The organism is Streptomyces sp. NPDC090741, assembly GCF_044769045.1.
Taxonomy (GTDB): domain Bacteria; phylum Actinomycetota; class Actinomycetes; order Streptomycetales; family Streptomycetaceae; genus Streptomyces.
Genome location: NZ_JBIVXF010000010.1, coordinates 48,524 through 66,343 on the forward strand (window position 1 = coordinate 48,524; position 17,820 = coordinate 66,343).

The window sequence follows — 17,820 nt, forward strand, 5'->3', positions numbered from 1 at the left end:
CGAGGATCAGCTGGTGCTGACGGCGGTGTCGTCGATCACGAACGACGTCTGGAGGCTGGAGTCCTCGGTGCCGCTGAACTTGATCGTCACCGTTTGCCCGGCGAACGAGGACAGGTCGAAGGACTTCTGTACGTATCCGGTGTTCTTGCTGAGGTTGGAGTAGCTGGCCAGGCTGGTGGAGTTGGCCTGCACGGTCAGCTTGTCGTAGGCGGTGGAGGTGGTCGTCTCCGCGGTGTCGATGTGCAGGTAGTAGCTGAGGGTGGCGTGGCAGCCGGCCGGGATCGTCACCGACTGGGAGAGCGAGTCGGTGTGGGTGGAGCCGTAGCCGTTGAGCCACGCCTTCCAAGAGCCGGAGTGGGCGGCTTGGCCGGCGCCGTTGTCGACCACGCCGGTGGTCGCGGCCCAAGGGCCGGCGCTGCCGCTTTCGAAGCCGGCGTTGCCGAGGAGCTGGCCGGGGGTGCAGCCGCCGCTGGCCGGGGTGATGGTCCAGGTGAAGGAGGCGCTGCCGCTGGCGTTGGTGGTGTCCTTGGCGGTGACGGTCACGTTGTAGGTGCCCGCGGTGGTCGGGGTGCCGCTGATCAGGCCGGTCGAGGCGTTGACCGAGAGGCCTGGCGGGAGGCCGGTGGCGCTGTAGGTGAGGGTCTGGCCGCTCGCGGAGTCGGTGGCCTGGAGCTGGAGTGAGGCGGCCGTGTCGACGGTGGTGGACCGGCTGCCGGGGTTGGTCACGGTGACGGTGTTTCCGCCGGTGGAGCCACCTGCGAAGGCGGCGGTGCCGTTGGGCGTGCCGAGACCGGTCGGGCCGTCGTAGCCGGACTTGGCGGTGCAGAGGTAGCTGCTGCCGCAGGAGCCGTTGGCGCCGCTGGTCACGTCGTTGAGCGAGGAGGTGTGGGCGTACGGGTACGAGGACGGGTAGCTGCCCGCGGCCGGGGTTCCGGCGAGGGCGTAGACGGCGGCGATGATCGGCGCGGAGGCGCTGGTGCCGCCGTAGACGTTCCAGCCGCTCGCCTGGTAGCTGTCGTAGACGGCGAGGCCGGTGGCCGGGTCGGCGACTGCGGAGACGTCGGATACGGTGCGCTTGGCGCAACCGCTGTCGTGCTGCCAGGACGGCTTGGTGGTGTACGAAGAGCAGCCGGAGCCCGCGCCGTTGCCGCCGGAGCTGGTGCCCCAGACGGATTCGGACCAGCCGCGCGAGGTGCCACCGGCGCGGCTCAGCGAGGTGCCGCCGACCGAGGTGACGTACTGGGAGGCCGCCGGGTACTCGACTCCGTAGCCGCTGTCACCGGAGCTGACGGTGATCGCGACGCCCGGGTGGTTGAAGTACGAGGCGTCGGAGCTCGGGTCGGTGGAGTCCTCGCCGCCGCCGTAGCTGTTGGAGACGTACTTCGCTCCCATGGCCACCGCGCGGTTGACGGCGGCGCCCAGGTCTTCCATGGACGGCTGGTTCGCCTCGACGAGCAGGATGTGGCACTGCGGGCAGACCGCGCTGACCATGTCCACATCGAGGGAGATCTCGCCCGCCCAACCGGAGTCGGCGGTCGGGTAGTTGGTGCCGCCGTTCTGGTCCACCTTCCGGAAGCACCCGTTGGCCGTGGTGCAGGCCGGCAGGCCGTACTGGGAGCGGTACGTCGCCAGGTCGGACTCGGCGTTGGGGTCGTCGTAGGCGTCGATGATGGCGACCGTCGCGCCGGATCCGGCCGAGGCCGACAGGGCGTACGCGCCCTGCAGGTCGGTGGGTCCGTAGCCGGACGGAACGAGGTTCGGAGCGAGGCTGAGCTGCTGCTGGAGGTCGGTGCGGGCCAGCGCGTGGCAGGCCATGAAGCCGGCCTTCGCGGGCTCCGAGCAGAGCCGCTGGGTGTGCACGGCGGAGGCGGTGGCGCTGGTCGGGGTGGCGGGCGGCGTCGCGGCGGCGGTCGGGGTGGCGAGCGCGAGTAATCCGCCGGATATCAGGGCGGCGGCCGAGAGTACGGAGGTCGCGGCGCGGCGCGTCAGACTTCTGGCGCGGCTGACGGGTTTCGATTGCAATGAACTGCCCTCCATGGGGGGTCGGATCCCCGAGGCGTGGGATGTGGCCACCGCGAAATGGCAAGTGCATGACATGTCGGATCGCGGGGACGCCACGGGCTGCGAGTGGCACGGGTTCATTGGTACTGACTGCCACCACGTTCAGTGGTGGCCATCGATGAAAGTAGTGAGAAGCAGGCCCAAGGGAATACCCGCCGAGGGCAAAGGATTGCTTTCGGTCAGTGATTTCCGCGTATACCGTGTCGTGCCATGGAGTTGGACGATGGTGCCGTCAACGACCTTGTCGCGCTGGGTCTTTCGCGCTACGAGGCGCGGATCTACCTCACCTTGGTGCGGCGGGAGTCGTACACCGCGGCGGAGGTCGCGCGCGCCGCGGACGTCCCCCGCCAGCGGGTGTACGACGTACTCGACGCGCTGGTACGAAGGCGCCTCGCCCTCCTGCGCCCCGGACGGGTGGCCGCTTTCTCCGCGGTGGCGCCCGAGCTGGCCCTTACCCGGCTGATGGCCCTTCAGAGGGAGTCGCTGGAACGGCTGGACCAGGCTTCGGTCGCGCTCGCCGCGGCGCTGGCCCCGGTCTGGTCCGCCGGGCGGACCCACACCGACCCGCTGGACTACATCGAGGTGATCCGGGATCCCAAGCAGATCGCCGAACGCTTCGCGGGCATCCAGGAACAGGCCGCGCGCGAACTGCTCAGCTTCTGCAAGCCCCCCTTCGTGGCCCCGGCGGCCAACGACGAGGGGATCGAGGCCGTCCGCAGGCTGCGCCGGGCCGGGGGTACGGCCCGCGCCGTGTACACGCACGACGCCCTCGGCGATGCGGAGGTTCTGGAGAACGTCCGCCGCTTCGGTGAAGCGGGCGAGGAGTCCCGCTTCGCCCCGCAGCTCCCCCTCAAGCTGATCATCGCCGATGCCTCGCTGGTCCTGTGCGACATGCCCGACCCGATGGCGGACACGCGGGCCACCACCGCGCTGTACATCGAACACCCGGCACTCGCGGCGTGCCTGCGGATGGCGTTCCTTACCGTCTGGGAACAAGCCGAGACGGTGGCCGACCTCAGCCACCGCGGACACGACTAGGGAACGGTCTTCCGGCTGGGCGAGTTCAGCGGACGGCGACCACGACATGTGACGGTGGCCGAGCTGCCGGACGGTCCCGGCTGAGGGAATCCGCCCTTGTGCAGCAGCGCCACATGGCCGGACAGGGGCAGGTCGTTGCCTTCGCACTGCGGGTGCCGGATGCGGTCGTGTCGGGCGAGGAGCGGGGCGAGTTCCGGATCGGAAGCCGCCTCCGACCACCAGGATCCCCGGTTCTCGCGGGCGGCGGCCGCGGCTCGGCTCGGCCCACCCGCCTTGCGGGCTCCCGTCCGAGCGCTGTCAGTTCTACTGCCTGTGTGGGGGAGCCTGGACGCTGTCGTCCTGGGCTGTCCGCGGGGCGGGCAGGGGAGCGCGTGGGGGCTGCCAGACGTAGGCGGCGGGGTCGAAGCGGTTCAGGCGGCGGGTGAGGCGAGGGGTGGACCAGGGCCAGGAGAAGGTGTTGCGGCCACTGGCGGTGAGGTAGTAGCTGGTGCAGCCGCCGGTGTTGTAGACCGTGGTTTCCAATGCCGCTTGTACGGCGCTGTTGTGGGCGTCCTGAACTCCGGGCCGGACCTCCAGGGCCTGGCTGCCGGTCTGGTCGAGGTGGGTCAGGGCGCTGGTGAGATACGTGAGCTGGGCTTCCAGCACGGTGATGGCGGAGGTCGATCCGCCGAGCAGGTTGGGTCCCAGCAGCAGGAAGAGGTTGGGGAAGCCACTGACGGTGGTGCCGAGGTAGGCCTGCGGCTCGCCGCCCCAGGCATCGTGCAGGCTCCGGCCGCCGGTGCCGTACAAGGTCCTGGCCAGGGGGAGTTCACCGACGCGGAAACCGGTGGCGGTGATCAGGACATCCGTCTCCGCGACCGTGCCGTCGGCGCCGACGACCTCGTTGCTCCGCACGGCGCTCACCGCGGTGGGGTGCAGGCTCACGTGCGGCCGGCTCAGGGCGGGGTAGTAGGTGCTGGAGGTGAGCAGACGCTTGCAGCCCAGCCGATAGTCGGGCGTGAGGGCCCGGCGCAGCTGCGGATCGGGAACAGAGAACTGAAGGTGCGCCCGGGCGCCGGCTTCGAGGAGGCGCGCGAGTTTGGGGTGGCGGAAGGCGTAGCCGAAGCTTTCCTGCAGGGCGTACTGGGAGGCGCGCAGGCCGCGGCGGGCGCCGGGCAGCCGGTTGACAACCTGGTGGAACGCGGGGGACAGGACCAGGTCGGGCTTGGGCAGCACCCACTGGGCCGTGCGCTGGAAGAGGTGTACGGCCGCCGCCCGGCCGGTGATGGCAGGGAGGATCTGCACGGCCGAGGCGCCGCTGCCGACCAAGCTCACCCGCTTCCCGGCCAAGTCGATGCTGTCGTCCCAGCGGGCGGTGTGCAGTACGGGGCCGGCGAATCCGTCGAGCCCCGGCACGTCCAACGGGCGCGGGACGTGCCACGGGCCGGTGGCCATGACCAGGACCGCGGCGCTGTAGGAACCGTCGCTGGTTTCCAGCCGCCAACGCCCGGCAACAGGATCCCACCGGGCCTCGTGCAGCACCACGCCGCAGCGCAGTACCTCGGCGAGGCGGTACCGCTCGGCCGTGGTGGCGAGGTAGGTGCGGATCTCCTCCTGCCCGGCGAATACGCGGCTCCAGGCCGCGTCCGGGGTGAAGGAGTAGCTGTACAGCGTCGAGGGTACGTCGCAGGCGCAGCCCGGATAGGTGTTCTCCCGCCAAGTACCGCCCAGCTGCTGCGCCTTCTCCAGCACCAGCACATCGCGAAACCCAGCCTCACGCAGCCGGATGGCTGCGCCGAGCCCCGAGAACCCCGCCCCGACCACCACCACCCGCACGTCCCGCCCGCCCTGCACGGGAATCACCGCACCCCTCCGGCCAGGGCCACCGCACCCTGCCACGGGGCACCGCTCATGCTCGTTGACCGTGGGCACCCGAAACTCTTCAGCAACGCCATGCGACGCATGATCCCCCCATCTTCTCGCCGCGATCGCCGTGCGGCCGACCGCCGGAACCCGGTGAAGAAACGTCCCACCCTGGGTAACTGGCGGCGTCGTAATGGGATGTCGAGGTCCCCCGAACGAAGCATGACCCCCGAGCCCCGGTCAGAACTTCGGTGACTCGATCAAGAAGGGCGTAGTGAACGCGGCGGAAGCCCCTGCCGGACGGGCAGGGGTGGGTTACCAGAGCTCAGGACCGCTTTCCTGGGCAGACAGCCAGGCCATACGGGCCTGTTGCAGAACCGCCTGGCTGCGGGTCAGCAGGCGCGAGGTGTCCGTGATGGGGGCTGGGTCAGTCCGCCCCTACGGGCAGCGGGCGGCCCTGACGCCGAACTCCTCGCCGCCACAGTGACCGAACGCCTTGCCCAGTCCCTGTTGTCGCCGGTCATCGGGTTTGCCGAGCAACTGTCATGGGCGCTCTACCGGCTGGACCGCAAGGAGTACGGACACGACTTGTCCGATGACGCCTTCCTCTCCACCCGTGCCGCGGTCGTCGCCGCCGGCCGCACCGTATTCGACACCGTCCTCCAAGACCCTACGGCCTTCACTCCTTGCGCCACCGACCTCATCTGGGCCGAGCACCTGCTCTGCACACCGGACCGGGCGTACAAACGCATCACCGGGGAGGATTGGGACCGCGACACGCGCTACTCCTACGAGCCGTGCTCGAACACCGAGGGCTGGGCTGTCGGAATGTGTGTCAGAACCGAGAAGCGACCGCAGATGCTCACTACTTCGGGAGGCACTGTGGTCAGCGGCCGTTCGATATCGCCCATGACATCCCAAGCTACCGGCTCAGCGGCTCTGCCATGCACCCACTCGGTCGGGGCATCAGCGTTTCAGTCCGGGCCAGGTCGGCTGCTTGCGGGAATCTGACGGGCTATAGCCGTGCGCACCCGGGCGTTGTCTGCTCGGGTTCAGGGGGCCCTTGCGGGGTTCGGGCCGCGAGGCTGCCGCGGAGGGGTAGAAGTGTCACACCGCGGGGGCCCGGACTTCACGGCATCCCAGAAGGCGCTGCCGACGGCTGAGGAGACCTTCCCGACGCTCTGCGCGGTTCCAACTCCGTTGGACCTCTGGGCTTCAGGGTCCGAGAACGCGGGCGATCCGGTGCGAGCGCCACAACCGATCGCCATCCCCACCACACCGCCGTCGGCGTTGAAGAGAAGCTTCTGGATTTCCTCGAACGTGCACTTCTTCCTGCCGCCGTTGCCCGCCTTCTTCTGGGCCTCGGCCCGCACGTGCTTCATGGCTTCGGCGGCCTGGTTGATCTCGTCCAGGGTGATCTCGTCGTCCGTCGTGAACGGTACTGGGCCGATTTCCGTCATGGTCGCTCTTCCTTCCGCTCAGGGCGCCGTCCGCTTGTCGGGGCGGCCCTGGGACCTGAGTCCACCAGCGGCGCAGGCGGATTTGAGGCATGAGCGTTCTTGCGGGCGCGGCACGAGCCGGCCGCATCACGCCCGACGATCTCGCGGCCGCGGGCGCGAACAAAGCCCTCCAACCCCCGCCGCCACACCGCCAGATCTTCCCTTGGCCGGGGGAGCGGGAGGCCCTTGGCGGGGCGGGCGGGATGCAGCGCGGTTCGAACGACGCTCCCGCCAGCTGAGCAGACTCTGTGGGCGGCGGCTCGGGCGTGAGGCGTACGCGAACGACCAGGCGTCTCCCGCCGGCAGGCAGGGAAGCTGCCCGTGGGCCGTGTCTGTGAGGGGTGTCTTCCGTTGATCAACTTGTTGTTGATCTTCGGGGTCCCGCCGGGCCTGCCGGTCCGGTGGGTGTCCCATGACGCGAGGGATGGTTTGTGATGAGGCGACACCGCGAGAACGTACTGCGGGCGGCTGCGGCAGGGGGGCAGGCCATCGCGGTGGTGGCGCTGCTCGCCGGCGGTTTGCTGGTACCCGCGGGTGCGGCCCATGCCGAGGATGCTCTGCCCGTCGGGTGCACGAAGACGAAGGACCTGGGCGGCGGGGGTGTGGAGATCGAGTGTGAGCAGGGGATCCCTGAGGGGGCTGTCCTTCAGGGCACGGATGGTAACGACCGGTTCGTCATCGGGGACCGGCCGGCTTCGGGTGAGGAGGACGACGACGAGCCCATCCGAGCTGACCATGTGGTGATGGGGTCGGTCGACGGGGGTGGTGGTGACGACGTGATCCTCATCAGCGGCGCGTCCGATGATGCGGCCGCCGTGAACGGCAGCGTCAGGGGCGGCGCGGGCAACGACACCATCAGGGTCTCGGGGTACGGCCCGAAGTCGGCGGTCACCTCGCAAGGGACAGTCGACGGAGGGGAGGGCAACGACACCATCATCGCGACCATCGGCTCCACGACCACCGCCGCTCCCAGTCTGGCAGCCAATGGGGGCACCATCACGGGCGGCGCGGGCGATGACACCATCACCGCCGAAGGCAACGGCAAGGGCGGCGGAAACACCGGCAAGATCCTGGGCGGCGCAGGCAACGACACCATCACCGCGACCGACAGCGGCAACGGGCCGGGCAACTCGGGCACCCTGGACGGCGAGGACGGCACCGACACCGTCAACGCCACCGGAGGTACGTACGGCGGAGTGGGCAACGCCGGCACCGTCAACGGCACCGGCGACGCGATCACAGCGAGCGGCGGCAAGTACGGTGGTGTGGGCAACACCGGCACCATCAACGCCACCGACAGCACGATCACGGTGAGCGGCACGCGCGGCAGCGCCGCGAACGCGGGCCGGGTCGAAGCCACCCGAGGCACCGTCAAGGTCGTCGGTGGTGCGTACAGCGGCGAGACGGGCGCCAAGGGCGGTACGGGCAATGCTGCCGAGGGCACGGTCACCGGCCCCACCTCGGTGGAGATCATCGGCGGCACGGGTGGCGGCGTGGGCAACGCGGGCAAGGTCCTGGACGTCACCGAGGCGACCATCAGCGGAGGCCAGGCCGGCGTCATCGGCCGCAACGGCATCGGCGGTGAGGACTACGGGACCGCTGGAACCGCGAACACCGGTGAAGTCACGACCACGGGCCGGCTCACCATCACCGGCGGCGACGGCGTCAACGGCGGCAACGGTCGGTTCAACAACAGCAACAGCAGCGGATCCGTCCATGGCGGCAGCGGTGGCAACGGCGGCAACGGCGGTGTCGGCAACGCCGGCATCGCACGCAGTGAGAACGGTCCTCTCACCGTGACCGGCGGTAGGGGCGGCAGCGGGGGGAACGGCGGCAACAGCAGCCACGGTTCCGGAGGGTCCGGGAGCGCCTCCACCGGCGGCTCCGGAGGCCGCGGCGGAAACGGAGGCGCCGCACGCACCACTGGCTCCACCGCCGAGGTCACCTCCGCCCCCGGCAATCTCACGATCAAGGGCGGCGCACTCGGCGCAGGCGGCGCAGCAGGCACCGCTGAGAAGAACGGTGACGAGGGCAAGCCCGGAACCGCCGGCCCCGACACGCTCTGACCAGGAGTGCCGCTGGGTGTGGTGGCCGACAGGACCCGGCCACCGCACCCCCAACGCGTGAAACCCGCCTGGTCGAGTGGCGAGCTGACTGACCGTTGATCTCCGCCCTGCTGACGTTGTTGCGGCCCTGGGTCCGTCAGCACCGGGGACGCGGCGATGACAGCGGCGTCGCGGGGGACTCGCCGGCGCCCCACACCGCGCGCCCCAACGTGGTGGTGGCGGACCGGGGCGGTAGCCGCCTCGGGCGCCGAGATCGACAGTCCGGCAACGGGTCGCGACGACCACGCCCGCCGCCATCAGCGCCAGACAGGAATACCGCACGGTTCGAATGTCGCTCCCCGCCAGCTGGTGCCAGTTCGTGGACCGCACAGAGGCGCGAGGCGTGCGCGATCGACCTCGGTGCCAGGACGCCAGTCTGGTGGAGCACTGATGCGCCGCGTTACCGCTGTTGTCCTCGGCTGCTCCACCGCGCTCCTCGCGCTGCTCGCCTCCCCTGCGGCCGCGGTCTCGGCCCATCCTCACCGGGACGGCCCGCACCCCATGACCATGGCCCGGTCTGTGCTGGTGACCATCGAGATGCTGAACTCGCTGAACTCGCTGAACTCGCTGAGCGAGTCACAGGTCGGAGAGCTTCACGGCCGACAGCCGGCTGCGCGGCGTGCCGCGTACTGCGCCGGCATCACGTTTCCTGGGGGTCTGGTGGTCGTTACCACTGGCGGAATAGCCGAGGGGCTGAGCCCGTGCGAACAGTGGAGGAGAGCATGAACAAGGCGGAGGCCATCGTGGCGGCTCTGGGCGGCGCGGCCAACATCGTGGAGATCGAGCCCTGCTTGATTAGGTTGAGGACCGAAGTGGTAGACACGTCCGAGGTCAACGATGCGGCACTGAAGGCTGCAGGAGCGCTCGGGGTCCTGAGGTCCGGCTCCCTGGTACAGGTGGTTGTCGGCCCCGGGGCAGAAGATCTCGCTACGGACATTGCCGAGCTCCTCGCATGACGGAACCCTCTCCGGGGACCCGTGGGCGGCGGGGTTTTCTGCGTGGTGTGGCCGCGGCTGCCGCGGCCGTCTGCATGGGTGTTCTGATGCCCTCTGAGGCGGGGGCTGCCGGAACCCCGCAGAGGGAGGCCGGGAGGGAGCGGCTCGATGGCCTGGGTCAAGTCGGCCGGCAGAGAGCCCGCAGCGGGGCCGGCACGTGGGTGACGAGCTATCAGTGTGCGGTCTGCGGACATGTGTTTGATCCGGCGGTGGGCGATCCGGATACCGGCATTCCGCCGGGCACGCGGTTTGAGGACCTGCCCGACAGCTGGACCTGTCCCGTTTGCGGGTCCTCGAAGGCAGACTTCGAACCGGTTGGGGGCTGAGTACGGGGTACTGCAGCCCGTGTTGTGACGCTGGTTCACTCCCATCCGCAGCAAGGCGACCGATGTGGCCGGTATCGGCGCCGCTGGTGGCCCGTAACTGCCCGCCCGGTGGGACGTGGAGGTTCAACGGCCGGGTGTGCTCCGGTCCGGGATGACGGCCTGGGGATCGGGGCACTCCACCGCCTCCCCGCTCCGGGTGCCGCACCAGGGCCTGGACGCCCCTCTGGAAGGTGGCCGCGCCCCGCGCGGGTCGGGAAACGGAGCGTTGAGGCTCCGCAGCTAGTGACTGTTCGGAGTGTTCGCCAACCACTTCGCAAACGTGCCATCGATGACCCTGCCGCCGTCTTGGTTGTGTCACATGAGACACAACCAAGTCCTGCTGGGCGTGCGCCCGGTCCTCGGTGTTGCAGATCTCCCGCATCGCCTTCGTCGCGCCCGGCTGCGCGGACGTTGGCAGGGCGTTCGCGATATTCCGGGCCTTGTGCACCCAGTACCTTTGATGCCGGGCGGCGGGGAACACCTCGGCCAGCGCCTTCCGGAGCCCCATCGCGCCGTCGCCGACGACGAGTTCGGGGTCGCACACCCCGGCGGCGGCAGTCGCGCAACAGGTCCGCCCACGACTCGGTGCTCCCGGATGTGAGGCCGGGCGCTGCCGACACGACTCAGAGGACGTCTGGTTCGCGTAGTTCATGGGTGAATACGGTTCATGCGTCCCGCCAGGTTGGGGTGGTTCGCCGGTTGCGCGTTTGGCGAGGTTGGAGATCGCGGCGAGGCGGATCAAGCTTTCGGAGTGTTCGGGTCTGGTCTCGTAGTCGCGGGCGAGGCGGCGGTGCATCATGATCCATCCGAGGCTGCGTTCGACCACCCAGCGCCTGGGCAGGACGGAGAAGCCCTTGAGCTGGGTGTTTCTGGGGACGACACAAGGACCTCGACATCCGCAGACTCGTCCCCACCGCCAGCGGCGCATCCTTCACAGCCTCCACGCCGTTGAACCCCGCATGACCGCCAAGACCGAGACAAGAGCCCCGTGAGCGCCCCGGCAGGCCTTTTCCCGGAGTGTGTCGATGCCCTCCGCCGCCTGAAGGAGACCCGGGAGACGAACACCGTGATCCTCCACTACCGTCGGGCTCCGGGCGTTCTGGAAGCAAAGGCGGAGGCCAATTTGACCCATGACGAGCTGATCGCGGCGCTACCCGCGGATGCGGCGCCCCTAGTCGTCCATGAGCTGTGTTTCGCCGGCCCGGACGGTGCGCGGCGCAGGGAGCAGCTGCTGATCCTGTGGATGCCCCGGGCGAACGGCTGGGGGCAGGAGGCGACGTACACGGCCGGCTTTGCCGCACTGAAAGCGTTCCTCGCCGATGTCCGCGTCCACCTCACGCCCCGGCGGACCGACGAGCTCGAATACCGGCGTCTCGTCGCCCTCGCCGACTGATGCCCCGGCGGGCTCCTGCCCCGGGGCGCCTCAGAGCGGGAGTACCGGCTCGATGGCGAACAGATCCACGGCGCCGGTGATCTCCCGCAGCCGCATGAACTGCTCCTGCGGCGCGGCGCGGCGAGGGAAAACCTCTGACCGCCTTCGCAGGCGACGGACCGGGCGCTCAGGAGACAGTTGAGACCTGAGGAGTCACAGAAGGACAGATGCTGGAGATCGACCACGACACGATCTTCCGTCCGGCGCAGCGCGCGGGGCATGACGTACGTCGAGGCAGTCCAGGCACTCGCCGACGCCGAGTTCGGCGCGCATCTGGACTGTTGGCACGAAGAAGCGCCGACGGCGGCGACCGCCACCGCCGCCGCCTGGGCCGCTGAGCAGTGTGAAGCGGCCCGGGTCGCCGCCCGCGCCGATCAGCCTGCACCAGCGGGGTCCACCCTCGACAAGCAGCCCGACCCCCGTGAGGGCGACGACGCCGTCCGCTCTGAGCTTTAGTTGAGCTGCGCGGTGTTGCTGGCGACGAGCTCTCCTCCGGCGAAGCCCTCCACACGGGCCGAGTGGGCGGCGGCCGCGTCGGGGACGGTGACGTCGGCCTGGCCGTCGGAGAGATCTACGGATGCGCGTGGGCGCTGGTCGACGTAGACGTCCAACCGGTCGATGTTGGTGGCCTTGACCTTGAGCCGCAGGGAACCGTCGGCCGCGGTCGCGTTCGTGATGGACACGGTGTGCGGCTTGAGGCTCTTGAGGATCTGGCCGGCCTTCTCGAACAGGTCGGCGTTGCCCTGCAGCAGGTCCCGGCGGGTCATCCGGTAGGGCACGTCAGGGCTGATTCCGAGGTCCTCCACCGGCGTGCCGGAGTTGGCGCCGACCCGCAGGGTGCGGCGGATCGCCACCCGCATACCGGCTCCCTTCGGCAGCCGCACGTACGGTGTGCCGGGGTCGTTCTTGAGAGCTTTGATCAGGTCCTCGTGCTCCCAGACGTTGGCGCCGCCGGCGCCGGTGCTCTCGTCGGTGCCGAGGACGGGGCCGATCTGGTGGTCCTGGAAGCCGGCGGCGAAGATGTCGGTGGCCGAGTAGCAGCGGGCATTGGTGATCAGGACGACCGGGCCGAAGTACTGCTGGCCGATCTCGTTGGCGATCTCGTCCGAGGTGAGGGCCACGGCGCTGGAGTAGGTCGCGCCGATCTCGAGGGCCTGCTCCATGGAGGGCAGCCAGGCGCCCAGTTCCGTCGGGTTCTGGCGGCAGATCCGCAGGTTGAGCGGGGTGTTGATGAACTGTGCCGGCTCGGGGGTGATGTGGCGCGGGGTGAGGGTCTGCAGGGCGAACTCGGAGTTGACGACGAAGCCGCCGCCGTTGTCGCGGACGTCCAGGACCAGTCCCTGCTCCGGCATCATGCCGAGCAGATTGAGGTACTCGGGGAGGAACTCTTGCGGGTCGTGGTGGAATGTGAAGATCCGGAGGTAGCCGAAGGTCCCGGCGGACGTCTGGATCTCCTGCGCCCGGAACACGTCGGGCAGCGAAGTGGAGATCTCGTCGGCATGTACCTCGGGGGCTGCCTCGCCCGCTTCGAGGGCCTGTTGGCGGGCGACGACCTTCGGCGCGAACAGCATCACCTTGGCACGGTTGGTCTCGTCCATGTCGAGGTCCAGGCCCACGGGCTGCGCGATGCCCGACGGAGCTTCCCCGGTGACGAACTTCGGGCGGTTGTCCACGATCCGCCAGACCTCCCGCAGCTCGCGCGCCATACCGCCGGCGTCGACGTAGCTGACGGACACCCACTCCTCGAACGGGGGCAGGTGCATGGCGAGCGACCGTACGGTCAGCGACTGGATGCCGCGGCTGCGGCGGGCGGCCGCGTTGCTGCCGGCGAACCGGGCAGCGTTCAGGTCGACGGCCTTGGCGATGGGGATCCCGCTCCAGTGAGTGACCTCGACGCCGCGCTCGAAGCCCGCGGCGGAGAAGCCCTCGGCCAGATGGGTGACTACGAAGTGCTCCCCCTGTGCGTCCTCGTACCGCTCGACGAGGAACGGCAGAAAGGCGAACTTGCCGGCGTAGGGGGTGGGGAGCAGGTAGTTGGTGTGGAGGTCCCGCACCGAGTGGAAGATCTCCGACATCTCGGCGTGGAACAGCCACTCCAGGGGCTTGGTCTCCTCGGTCTGCCGCTCCAGCCGACGGCGCAGCAACCGCAGCCGCTGTACCGGGTTGACGGCGTACATCGCGGCTTTGAGCGGCAGGTGGACGTAGTTCTGGTCCAGCATGAGCACTGCCTGGTCGACGATGAGTCGGCGCTCGGCCAGCGTCAGGGTGCCGGCGCCCGCGAGGAACGCGGGCAGTCCGGTGGCCGTGGCCAGGTGCTCCCGGACGGCTTCGGCGGCCTGGGGGACGAAATCCGGGGTGGAGCTGTCGGCGTGGTGTGACATGGTGCCTCCCGAGATGGGGACGGGTTTCTGGAGCTGTCACCCTCAGTTATGCCTCGCTTCCTCGGGCGAGTGAGCCGTCCACCTCTCTTTCGCCTGAAAGGACCTGCTCACATGGCGCCGGGCCAAGGTGACACCCTGGGATGGCTAAGCTACCGACGCCTTGCCGAGGCCTGGCGGCAACAGCCTGGCTGCAGTCCGGCATAGCGGAGATCATCCGCCAAGGGACCACGCCCCACAGGTTCAGGGCACCCATGGCTCGCCTCCAGGTCCAGCCTGTAGCTCGGCGTCCGCTTCGACGTCGCCCGCGACCACGGTCAGCAACTGGGCCGCCGTGTCGGGACCGACTCCGTAAGCGGCTCGCAGTTCTGGACTGCCGTCGCCGTTGACCCTTTCGGTCATCAGATGACCCAGCGCCGATTCGTCGTTGACGCGGGCACGTTCCGCCAGCTCATGCGCTGGTGCGAGCAGTGGCCCGAACGCCGTTTCGCCGTCGAAGGCGCCGGCGGCCTGGGCCGCTCGCTCGCCCAGCAGCTCGCCGCCGCGTGCGAGAACGTGGTCGACGTACTCTCCCACCCTGTCGGCCCGGGCCCGGCTCCTGGCCACCGGCGGAGACCGCAAGACCGACGCCCAGGCCGCCCTCCACGTCGCCCAGGCCGCCCTCTTCCGAAACGACCTGCGGCCCGTGGTCCAGGAAGCCCAGACCACGATCCTGCGGCTGCTGACCGAACGCCGCGACGATCTGGTCCACGAGCGCACCCGAGTCCTCAACCGGCTCCACGCCGTCCTGCGTGATCTCCTGCCCGACGGGGCACCCACGGGACTGTCGGCCGACAAGGCTGCCGCCCTGATGAAGGGGCATCCGGCCCGTCACGGCCACCGACAACTGCCGCCGTGACATAGCCCGTGACCTGCTCGCCGACCTGCGCCGCCTGGACCGGCAGCTCAAAGACAACGAGGCCGAGATGCGCGAGGCTGTCGCGGCCACCCGCACCACGCTGACCGTCCTGCCGGGCCTGGGCACCGTGCCGGCCGCCAAGGTCATCGGCCACATCGGGGACGTCAGCCGCTTCCCCACCGAGCACCACTTCGCCAGCTACACCGGAAGCGCACCTCTGGACGCCTCCAGCGGCAACAACGTCCGCCACCGGCTCAACACCGGCGGCAACCGTGCACTGAACTCGGTCCTGCACACGATCGCCGGCTGCCAGATCCGCGACGGCGGGCGCGGACAGGACTACTACCTGCGCAAGGTCTCGGAGGGGAAGACGCCCGCAGAAGCCAGCCCACAGGGCCCTGAAACGGCGTCTGTCCAATGCGGTCTACCGGATCATGAAACGCGACCAACAGACCCGCCTCGCCCAAGCCGCTTGACACCGCTTGACACACAGTGGCGCCATCAGGTCATGTTCCACCTGGCCGGAGCCATGAAGAACGGGCCCCGGCAGCCGGACGGTACAACGGGAAGACAGCCCAGCAGGGCGTCAGTCAGTGGCAGAGCCACGACCACCGGAACCCGCTACGAGTATCAATGTCAGTGGCTGCGCGTACGGTCTGCGCATGGTTGAGCAGAAGTGGAACGGAGTACGCCAGCGTGTGGCCGCGTTGGTTACCCAGCCGTCGAGCGGCAAAGTGTTCGGCTCGCTCGGGCACGGATGGGCCCTGGAAGACCCGCTGACCGATGACGCACTTGCCGAACTCGAAGCGCAGGTGGGTGTCGGGTTGCCGGACGACTACCGGAATTTCCTCACCTGCGTGGCCGCCGGCGGCGCCGGTCCCGCATACGGCCTCTTCCCCGTGCGGTGCGTGCAAGGTCGCTGGCGCTGGGAAGGCGATGGTGCAGAGCTGGCCGACCTGTCCATGCTCGCCCGGCCCTTTCCGGAACGCGGACCCGACCCTGAATCCCTCGGCGCACTCCTTGCCAAACGCCCTGAAGAAGAGGACTTCGACGAGATCGAGGACTTCGATGACGCTACCGAAGCACGGGACGCACGCTGGGAAGCGTGGGACGAACGCTGGGAAGCCCTGATGTTCGCCCCTGAGCGCACCGCCGGCGCCATCGTGATCTCCCACCTCGGCTGCGCCCAGAGGCAGTGGCTGGTCATCAGTGGCACCCACCGCGGCACCATCTGGTCCGACTGCCGAGCGGACGACGCCGACCTCGCCCCGCTCCTCGATAACAACGGGAAGCCGGTCACCTTCGCCCGCTGGTACATCGACTGGCTGCAAGAGGCGGAGCTCACCGCACGCCAGCCACCCACGGACGCTTGACGCTGCATGCTGGTGCGCACTGCACTGCACTGCACTGCGCGCCGTCGACGGAGGGGGCGACCTTTCCCGTACCTCTCCGGGTGCAGGAGTGCTCAGGCGTCCGGACGGCAGCGGCGACGGTAGTAGCCATATGTCAAGAGCAGCATCAGGGGGCCCCACAAGGTCAGTAGGCCGCTGACCGTCATCGCCAGCGTGTCCCAGCCCGGGGCATACGGGAAACCTCTCGAAACGCCGATATGGAAAGCCGTGAAGATCCAGTTGACCATCAGCCCCAGCAGGAGGAGCCCGCCGATGGTGGCGGGAACGATCGCCGCGAAGGGCGGGATGCGCCGGCCACCCAGCTTAGGAACCCAGTCAGGCACGACCTCTCCCCACCGGCGCACCAGCCCGAAGCTGAGCAGCGCGAACGCCTCGGTCAGGAGGCTGAGTCCGAAGACGTACGGGATGTGCCACCATGCCCAAGGCGTGTTCTCTCCACCCATGGCATAGCCGAAGCCGATGGGCAGCCGCCAGAGACACACGGGCAGCCCCACCAGCGGGACGAGGTGGGCAACTCTCTCGGCCCACAGCGGGACAGGGCGCTCGGTCCCCTTGCCCTCAACTGCCCCATGATGTGTGTTGGTTGACATATTTCCAGTGTTCCTGTTCCTTCCCCTCCCGGGATCATGCTCCAGGCGGACGTGGCTCCCCCGCTCGGGTGACGCCCGCTGGTTAAAGATCCTCCGCATGTCGCTGCCCAGGCAGCAAGGTCTCTGTCCGCAAGTACGTCGCGACCCTACGAGCCGGCACCGTCATCGACGAACCCGTGCTCGTCCCGAGCCCCCGCCAGAGCACCAGCTGGATCATGCACCGCCCCGAGACCCTGAACAGCAGTGAACGCACCCGGCTCGACCGCGTCCTGATGCCTGCCCCGATCTGAACACCGCCCGCGAACTTGCGTACGCCTCCAACGCCATAGCCCGCGACCGACGGGGCGCCGAACTCACCCAGTGGATGGGCCGGGCTCTGGGCGACGGACCAAAGCAAATCCAGTCTCCAGCACGATTGGGATGCCGTCGTCAACGGCGTCAGCCTGCCCTGGAGCGTGGACCACAGCCAAATCCAAAGAGCCTCGTCATCATCCCGGAGAAAGCCGACCAGGCTGCCCACCGCGTCAAACGCGGAAGCTCCGGCGGCCGACCGCCCGGACAAGGAGCGGTACAAGAAGCGCAACACCGTCGAGCGAGCGATCAACAAGCTGAAGAACTTCCGTGCAGTCGCAACCCGGTATGACAAGCGCCTATGTCTACCTCGGAACCGTCACTGCCGCAGCTGTGGTGATCCGGCTCCGCTCATGATCGCCAGGACAGTGCCCAACCGGACAGGGCCACGGAGGTGCTGCTGCTGGCCTTCAACGGCGAGATCTGCAACTGGCAGTCCCGGGCCGCCGCCCGGGCATCGAGGGCCGCGATCGAGAGTCAGATACCCAGTCCCTGCTGCGGGCCTGGCCCAAGATCGGCCCGTCGTGCCTGGACGGGCCGGACGGCATGTTCGCGCCCTGGCCGTCTATGACCCGAGGGTCGCGAGGCTGAACCATGAACCGAAGTCGCGGATCTGTACGGTCAGCGCCGGAACTGGCGCCGGTAGGTCGACGGGCTGACGCCCATCGCTTCCCGGAAGTGGTGCCGGAAGCCCGCGGCTGTCAGACCCACGGGGCCGGCCACTCCGTCGATCGGAAGGTCTGCGGACTCCAGCAGTACGGCGCCGGCCCGGATGTCGCCGACACTCAGACTGTCCGGGCGGTCGTGAGGCACGGCCACTGGCAGGCGTCCGGATGTGAACGTTTGACGAAACC

General features: G+C 69.0%; 18 protein-coding genes and 4 pseudogenes. 12 read left to right on the forward strand and 10 right to left on the reverse strand.

What is annotated here, in order from left to right:
• Positions 1 to 6 precede the first annotated feature (6 nt).
• Positions 7 to 2,037 (reverse strand): putative Ig domain-containing protein, encoded by a 2,031-nt coding sequence (locus ACIQU4_RS25770; RefSeq protein ID WP_403735111.1) that lies wholly within the window; start codon positions 2,035 to 2,037, stop codon positions 7 to 9.
• A 234-nt stretch (positions 2,038 to 2,271) separates the two neighbouring features.
• On the opposite strand from ACIQU4_RS25770, the gene ACIQU4_RS25775 reads away from it, so the two are divergent.
• Positions 2,272 to 3,099 carry a TrmB family transcriptional regulator gene (locus ACIQU4_RS25775; protein WP_403735114.1) on the forward strand — a complete coding sequence of 276 codons (828 nt, stop codon included), beginning with the start codon at positions 2,272 to 2,274 and terminating at the stop codon, positions 3,097 to 3,099.
• 303 nt (positions 3,100 to 3,402) lie between these two features.
• Here ACIQU4_RS25775 and ACIQU4_RS25780 read toward each other — a convergent pair whose 3' ends face one another.
• Positions 3,403 to 4,941: a flavin-containing monooxygenase gene (locus tag ACIQU4_RS25780; RefSeq protein ID WP_403735117.1), complete on the reverse strand. Its 1,539-nt coding sequence runs from the start codon at positions 4,939 to 4,941 to the stop codon at positions 3,403 to 3,405.
• A 369-nt stretch (positions 4,942 to 5,310) separates the two neighbouring features.
• On the opposite strand from ACIQU4_RS25780, the gene ACIQU4_RS25785 reads away from it, so the two are divergent.
• Positions 5,311 to 5,952 carry a DUF4240 domain-containing protein gene (locus ACIQU4_RS25785; protein WP_403735120.1) on the forward strand — a complete coding sequence of 214 codons (642 nt, stop codon included), beginning with the start codon at positions 5,311 to 5,313 and terminating at the stop codon, positions 5,950 to 5,952.
• 41 nt (positions 5,953 to 5,993) lie between these two features.
• Here ACIQU4_RS25785 and ACIQU4_RS25790 read toward each other — a convergent pair whose 3' ends face one another.
• Positions 5,994 to 6,401, reverse strand: a complete 408-nt coding sequence (locus ACIQU4_RS25790) for a hypothetical protein (RefSeq protein WP_403735122.1) — start codon at positions 6,399 to 6,401, stop codon at positions 5,994 to 5,996.
• Positions 6,402 to 6,874: 473 nt separating this feature from the next.
• Between ACIQU4_RS25790 and ACIQU4_RS25795 the strand changes: the two genes are divergently transcribed.
• The 4 genes from ACIQU4_RS25795 (at position 6,875) to ACIQU4_RS25810 (ending at position 9,866) form a co-directional block, all read left to right on the forward strand.
• On the forward strand, positions 6,875 to 8,506 hold the full coding sequence (locus tag ACIQU4_RS25795; RefSeq protein ID WP_403735125.1) for a hypothetical protein: 1,632 nt from the start codon (positions 6,875 to 6,877) through the stop codon (positions 8,504 to 8,506).
• 429 nt (positions 8,507 to 8,935) lie between these two features.
• On the forward strand, positions 8,936 to 9,271 hold the full coding sequence (locus ACIQU4_RS25800; RefSeq protein ID WP_403735127.1) for a hypothetical protein: 336 nt from the start codon (positions 8,936 to 8,938) through the stop codon (positions 9,269 to 9,271).
• Positions 9,268 to 9,501 (forward strand): glucose PTS transporter subunit EIIB, encoded by a 234-nt coding sequence (locus ACIQU4_RS25805; protein ID WP_403735129.1) that lies wholly within the window; start codon positions 9,268 to 9,270, stop codon positions 9,499 to 9,501. Before ACIQU4_RS25800 ends, ACIQU4_RS25805 begins: the two co-directional genes overlap by 4 nt.
• Positions 9,502 to 9,587: 86 nt before the next feature.
• Entirely contained in the window at positions 9,588 to 9,866 is a 279-nt protein-coding gene (locus ACIQU4_RS25810; protein WP_403735132.1) for a rubredoxin, read from the forward strand.
• A 379-nt stretch (positions 9,867 to 10,245) separates the two neighbouring features.
• Here ACIQU4_RS25810 and ACIQU4_RS25815 read toward each other — a convergent pair.
• Positions 10,246 to 10,495, reverse strand: a pseudogene (locus ACIQU4_RS25815) (transposase); the annotation flags it as partial.
• A gap of 75 nt (positions 10,496 to 10,570) precedes the next feature.
• Positions 10,571 to 10,785: pseudogene (locus ACIQU4_RS25820) on the reverse strand (IS5/IS1182 family transposase); the annotation flags it as partial.
• A 108-nt stretch (positions 10,786 to 10,893) separates the two neighbouring features.
• Here ACIQU4_RS25820 and ACIQU4_RS25825 point away from each other — a divergent pair.
• A complete protein-coding gene (locus ACIQU4_RS25825) occupies positions 10,894 to 11,298 on the forward strand; it encodes a hypothetical protein (protein ID WP_403735135.1) in 405 nt (134 codons plus the stop codon).
• 119 nt (positions 11,299 to 11,417) lie between these two features.
• On the opposite strand, the pseudogene ACIQU4_RS25830 reads toward ACIQU4_RS25825, so the two are convergent.
• Positions 11,418 to 11,558 (reverse strand): annotated as a pseudogene (locus ACIQU4_RS25830) (STAS domain-containing protein); the annotation flags it as partial.
• Here ACIQU4_RS25830 and ACIQU4_RS25835 point away from each other — a divergent pair.
• Entirely contained in the window at positions 11,557 to 11,793 is a 237-nt protein-coding gene (locus ACIQU4_RS25835; RefSeq protein WP_403735138.1) for a hypothetical protein, read from the forward strand. The pseudogene ACIQU4_RS25830 and the gene ACIQU4_RS25835 sit on opposite strands and share 2 nt — an antisense overlap.
• On the opposite strand, the gene ACIQU4_RS25840 is transcribed toward ACIQU4_RS25835, so the two are convergent.
• Positions 11,790 to 13,718, reverse strand: coding sequence for a S41 family peptidase (locus tag ACIQU4_RS25840; RefSeq protein WP_403735141.1), 1,929 nt, complete (start codon positions 13,716 to 13,718; stop codon positions 11,790 to 11,792). The genes ACIQU4_RS25835 and ACIQU4_RS25840 overlap by 4 nt on opposite strands.
• A 240-nt stretch (positions 13,719 to 13,958) precedes the next feature.
• Positions 13,959 to 14,291: a hypothetical protein gene (locus tag ACIQU4_RS25845; RefSeq protein WP_403735838.1), complete on the reverse strand. Its 333-nt coding sequence runs from the start codon at positions 14,289 to 14,291 to the stop codon at positions 13,959 to 13,961.
• Positions 14,292 to 14,313: 22 nt separating this feature from the next.
• Here ACIQU4_RS25845 and ACIQU4_RS25850 point away from each other — a divergent pair, with 22 nt between their 5' ends.
• From ACIQU4_RS25850 to ACIQU4_RS25860, 3 genes are all read left to right on the forward strand, one after another.
• Positions 14,314 to 14,613, forward strand: a complete 300-nt coding sequence (locus ACIQU4_RS25850; protein ID WP_403735807.1) for a transposase — start codon at positions 14,314 to 14,316, stop codon at positions 14,611 to 14,613.
• A gap of 67 nt (positions 14,614 to 14,680) precedes the next feature.
• Positions 14,681 to 15,283 (forward strand): transposase, encoded by a 603-nt coding sequence (locus tag ACIQU4_RS25855; protein WP_403735144.1) that lies wholly within the window; start codon positions 14,681 to 14,683, stop codon positions 15,281 to 15,283.
• A complete protein-coding gene (locus tag ACIQU4_RS25860) occupies positions 15,276 to 15,986 on the forward strand; it encodes an SMI1/KNR4 family protein (RefSeq protein ID WP_403735148.1) in 711 nt (236 codons plus the stop codon). Before ACIQU4_RS25855 ends, ACIQU4_RS25860 begins: the two co-directional genes overlap by 8 nt.
• 92 nt (positions 15,987 to 16,078) lie before the next feature.
• On the opposite strand, the gene ACIQU4_RS25865 is transcribed toward ACIQU4_RS25860, so the two are convergent.
• The gene (locus ACIQU4_RS25865; protein WP_403735151.1) at positions 16,079 to 16,615 is read right to left on the reverse strand and encodes a hypothetical protein; all 537 of its coding nucleotides are present in this window, start codon (positions 16,613 to 16,615) and stop codon (positions 16,079 to 16,081) included.
• A gap of 490 nt (positions 16,616 to 17,105) precedes the next feature.
• Between ACIQU4_RS25865 and ACIQU4_RS25870 the strand changes: the two are divergent.
• Positions 17,106 to 17,323, forward strand: a pseudogene (locus ACIQU4_RS25870) (IS5/IS1182 family transposase); the annotation flags it as partial.
• A gap of 264 nt (positions 17,324 to 17,587) precedes the next feature.
• On the opposite strand, the gene ACIQU4_RS25875 reads toward ACIQU4_RS25870, so the two are convergent.
• Positions 17,588 to 17,785 carry a hypothetical protein gene (locus ACIQU4_RS25875; protein ID WP_403735156.1) on the reverse strand — a complete coding sequence of 66 codons (198 nt, stop codon included), beginning with the start codon at positions 17,783 to 17,785 and terminating at the stop codon, positions 17,588 to 17,590.
• Positions 17,786 to 17,820 lie beyond the last annotated feature (35 nt).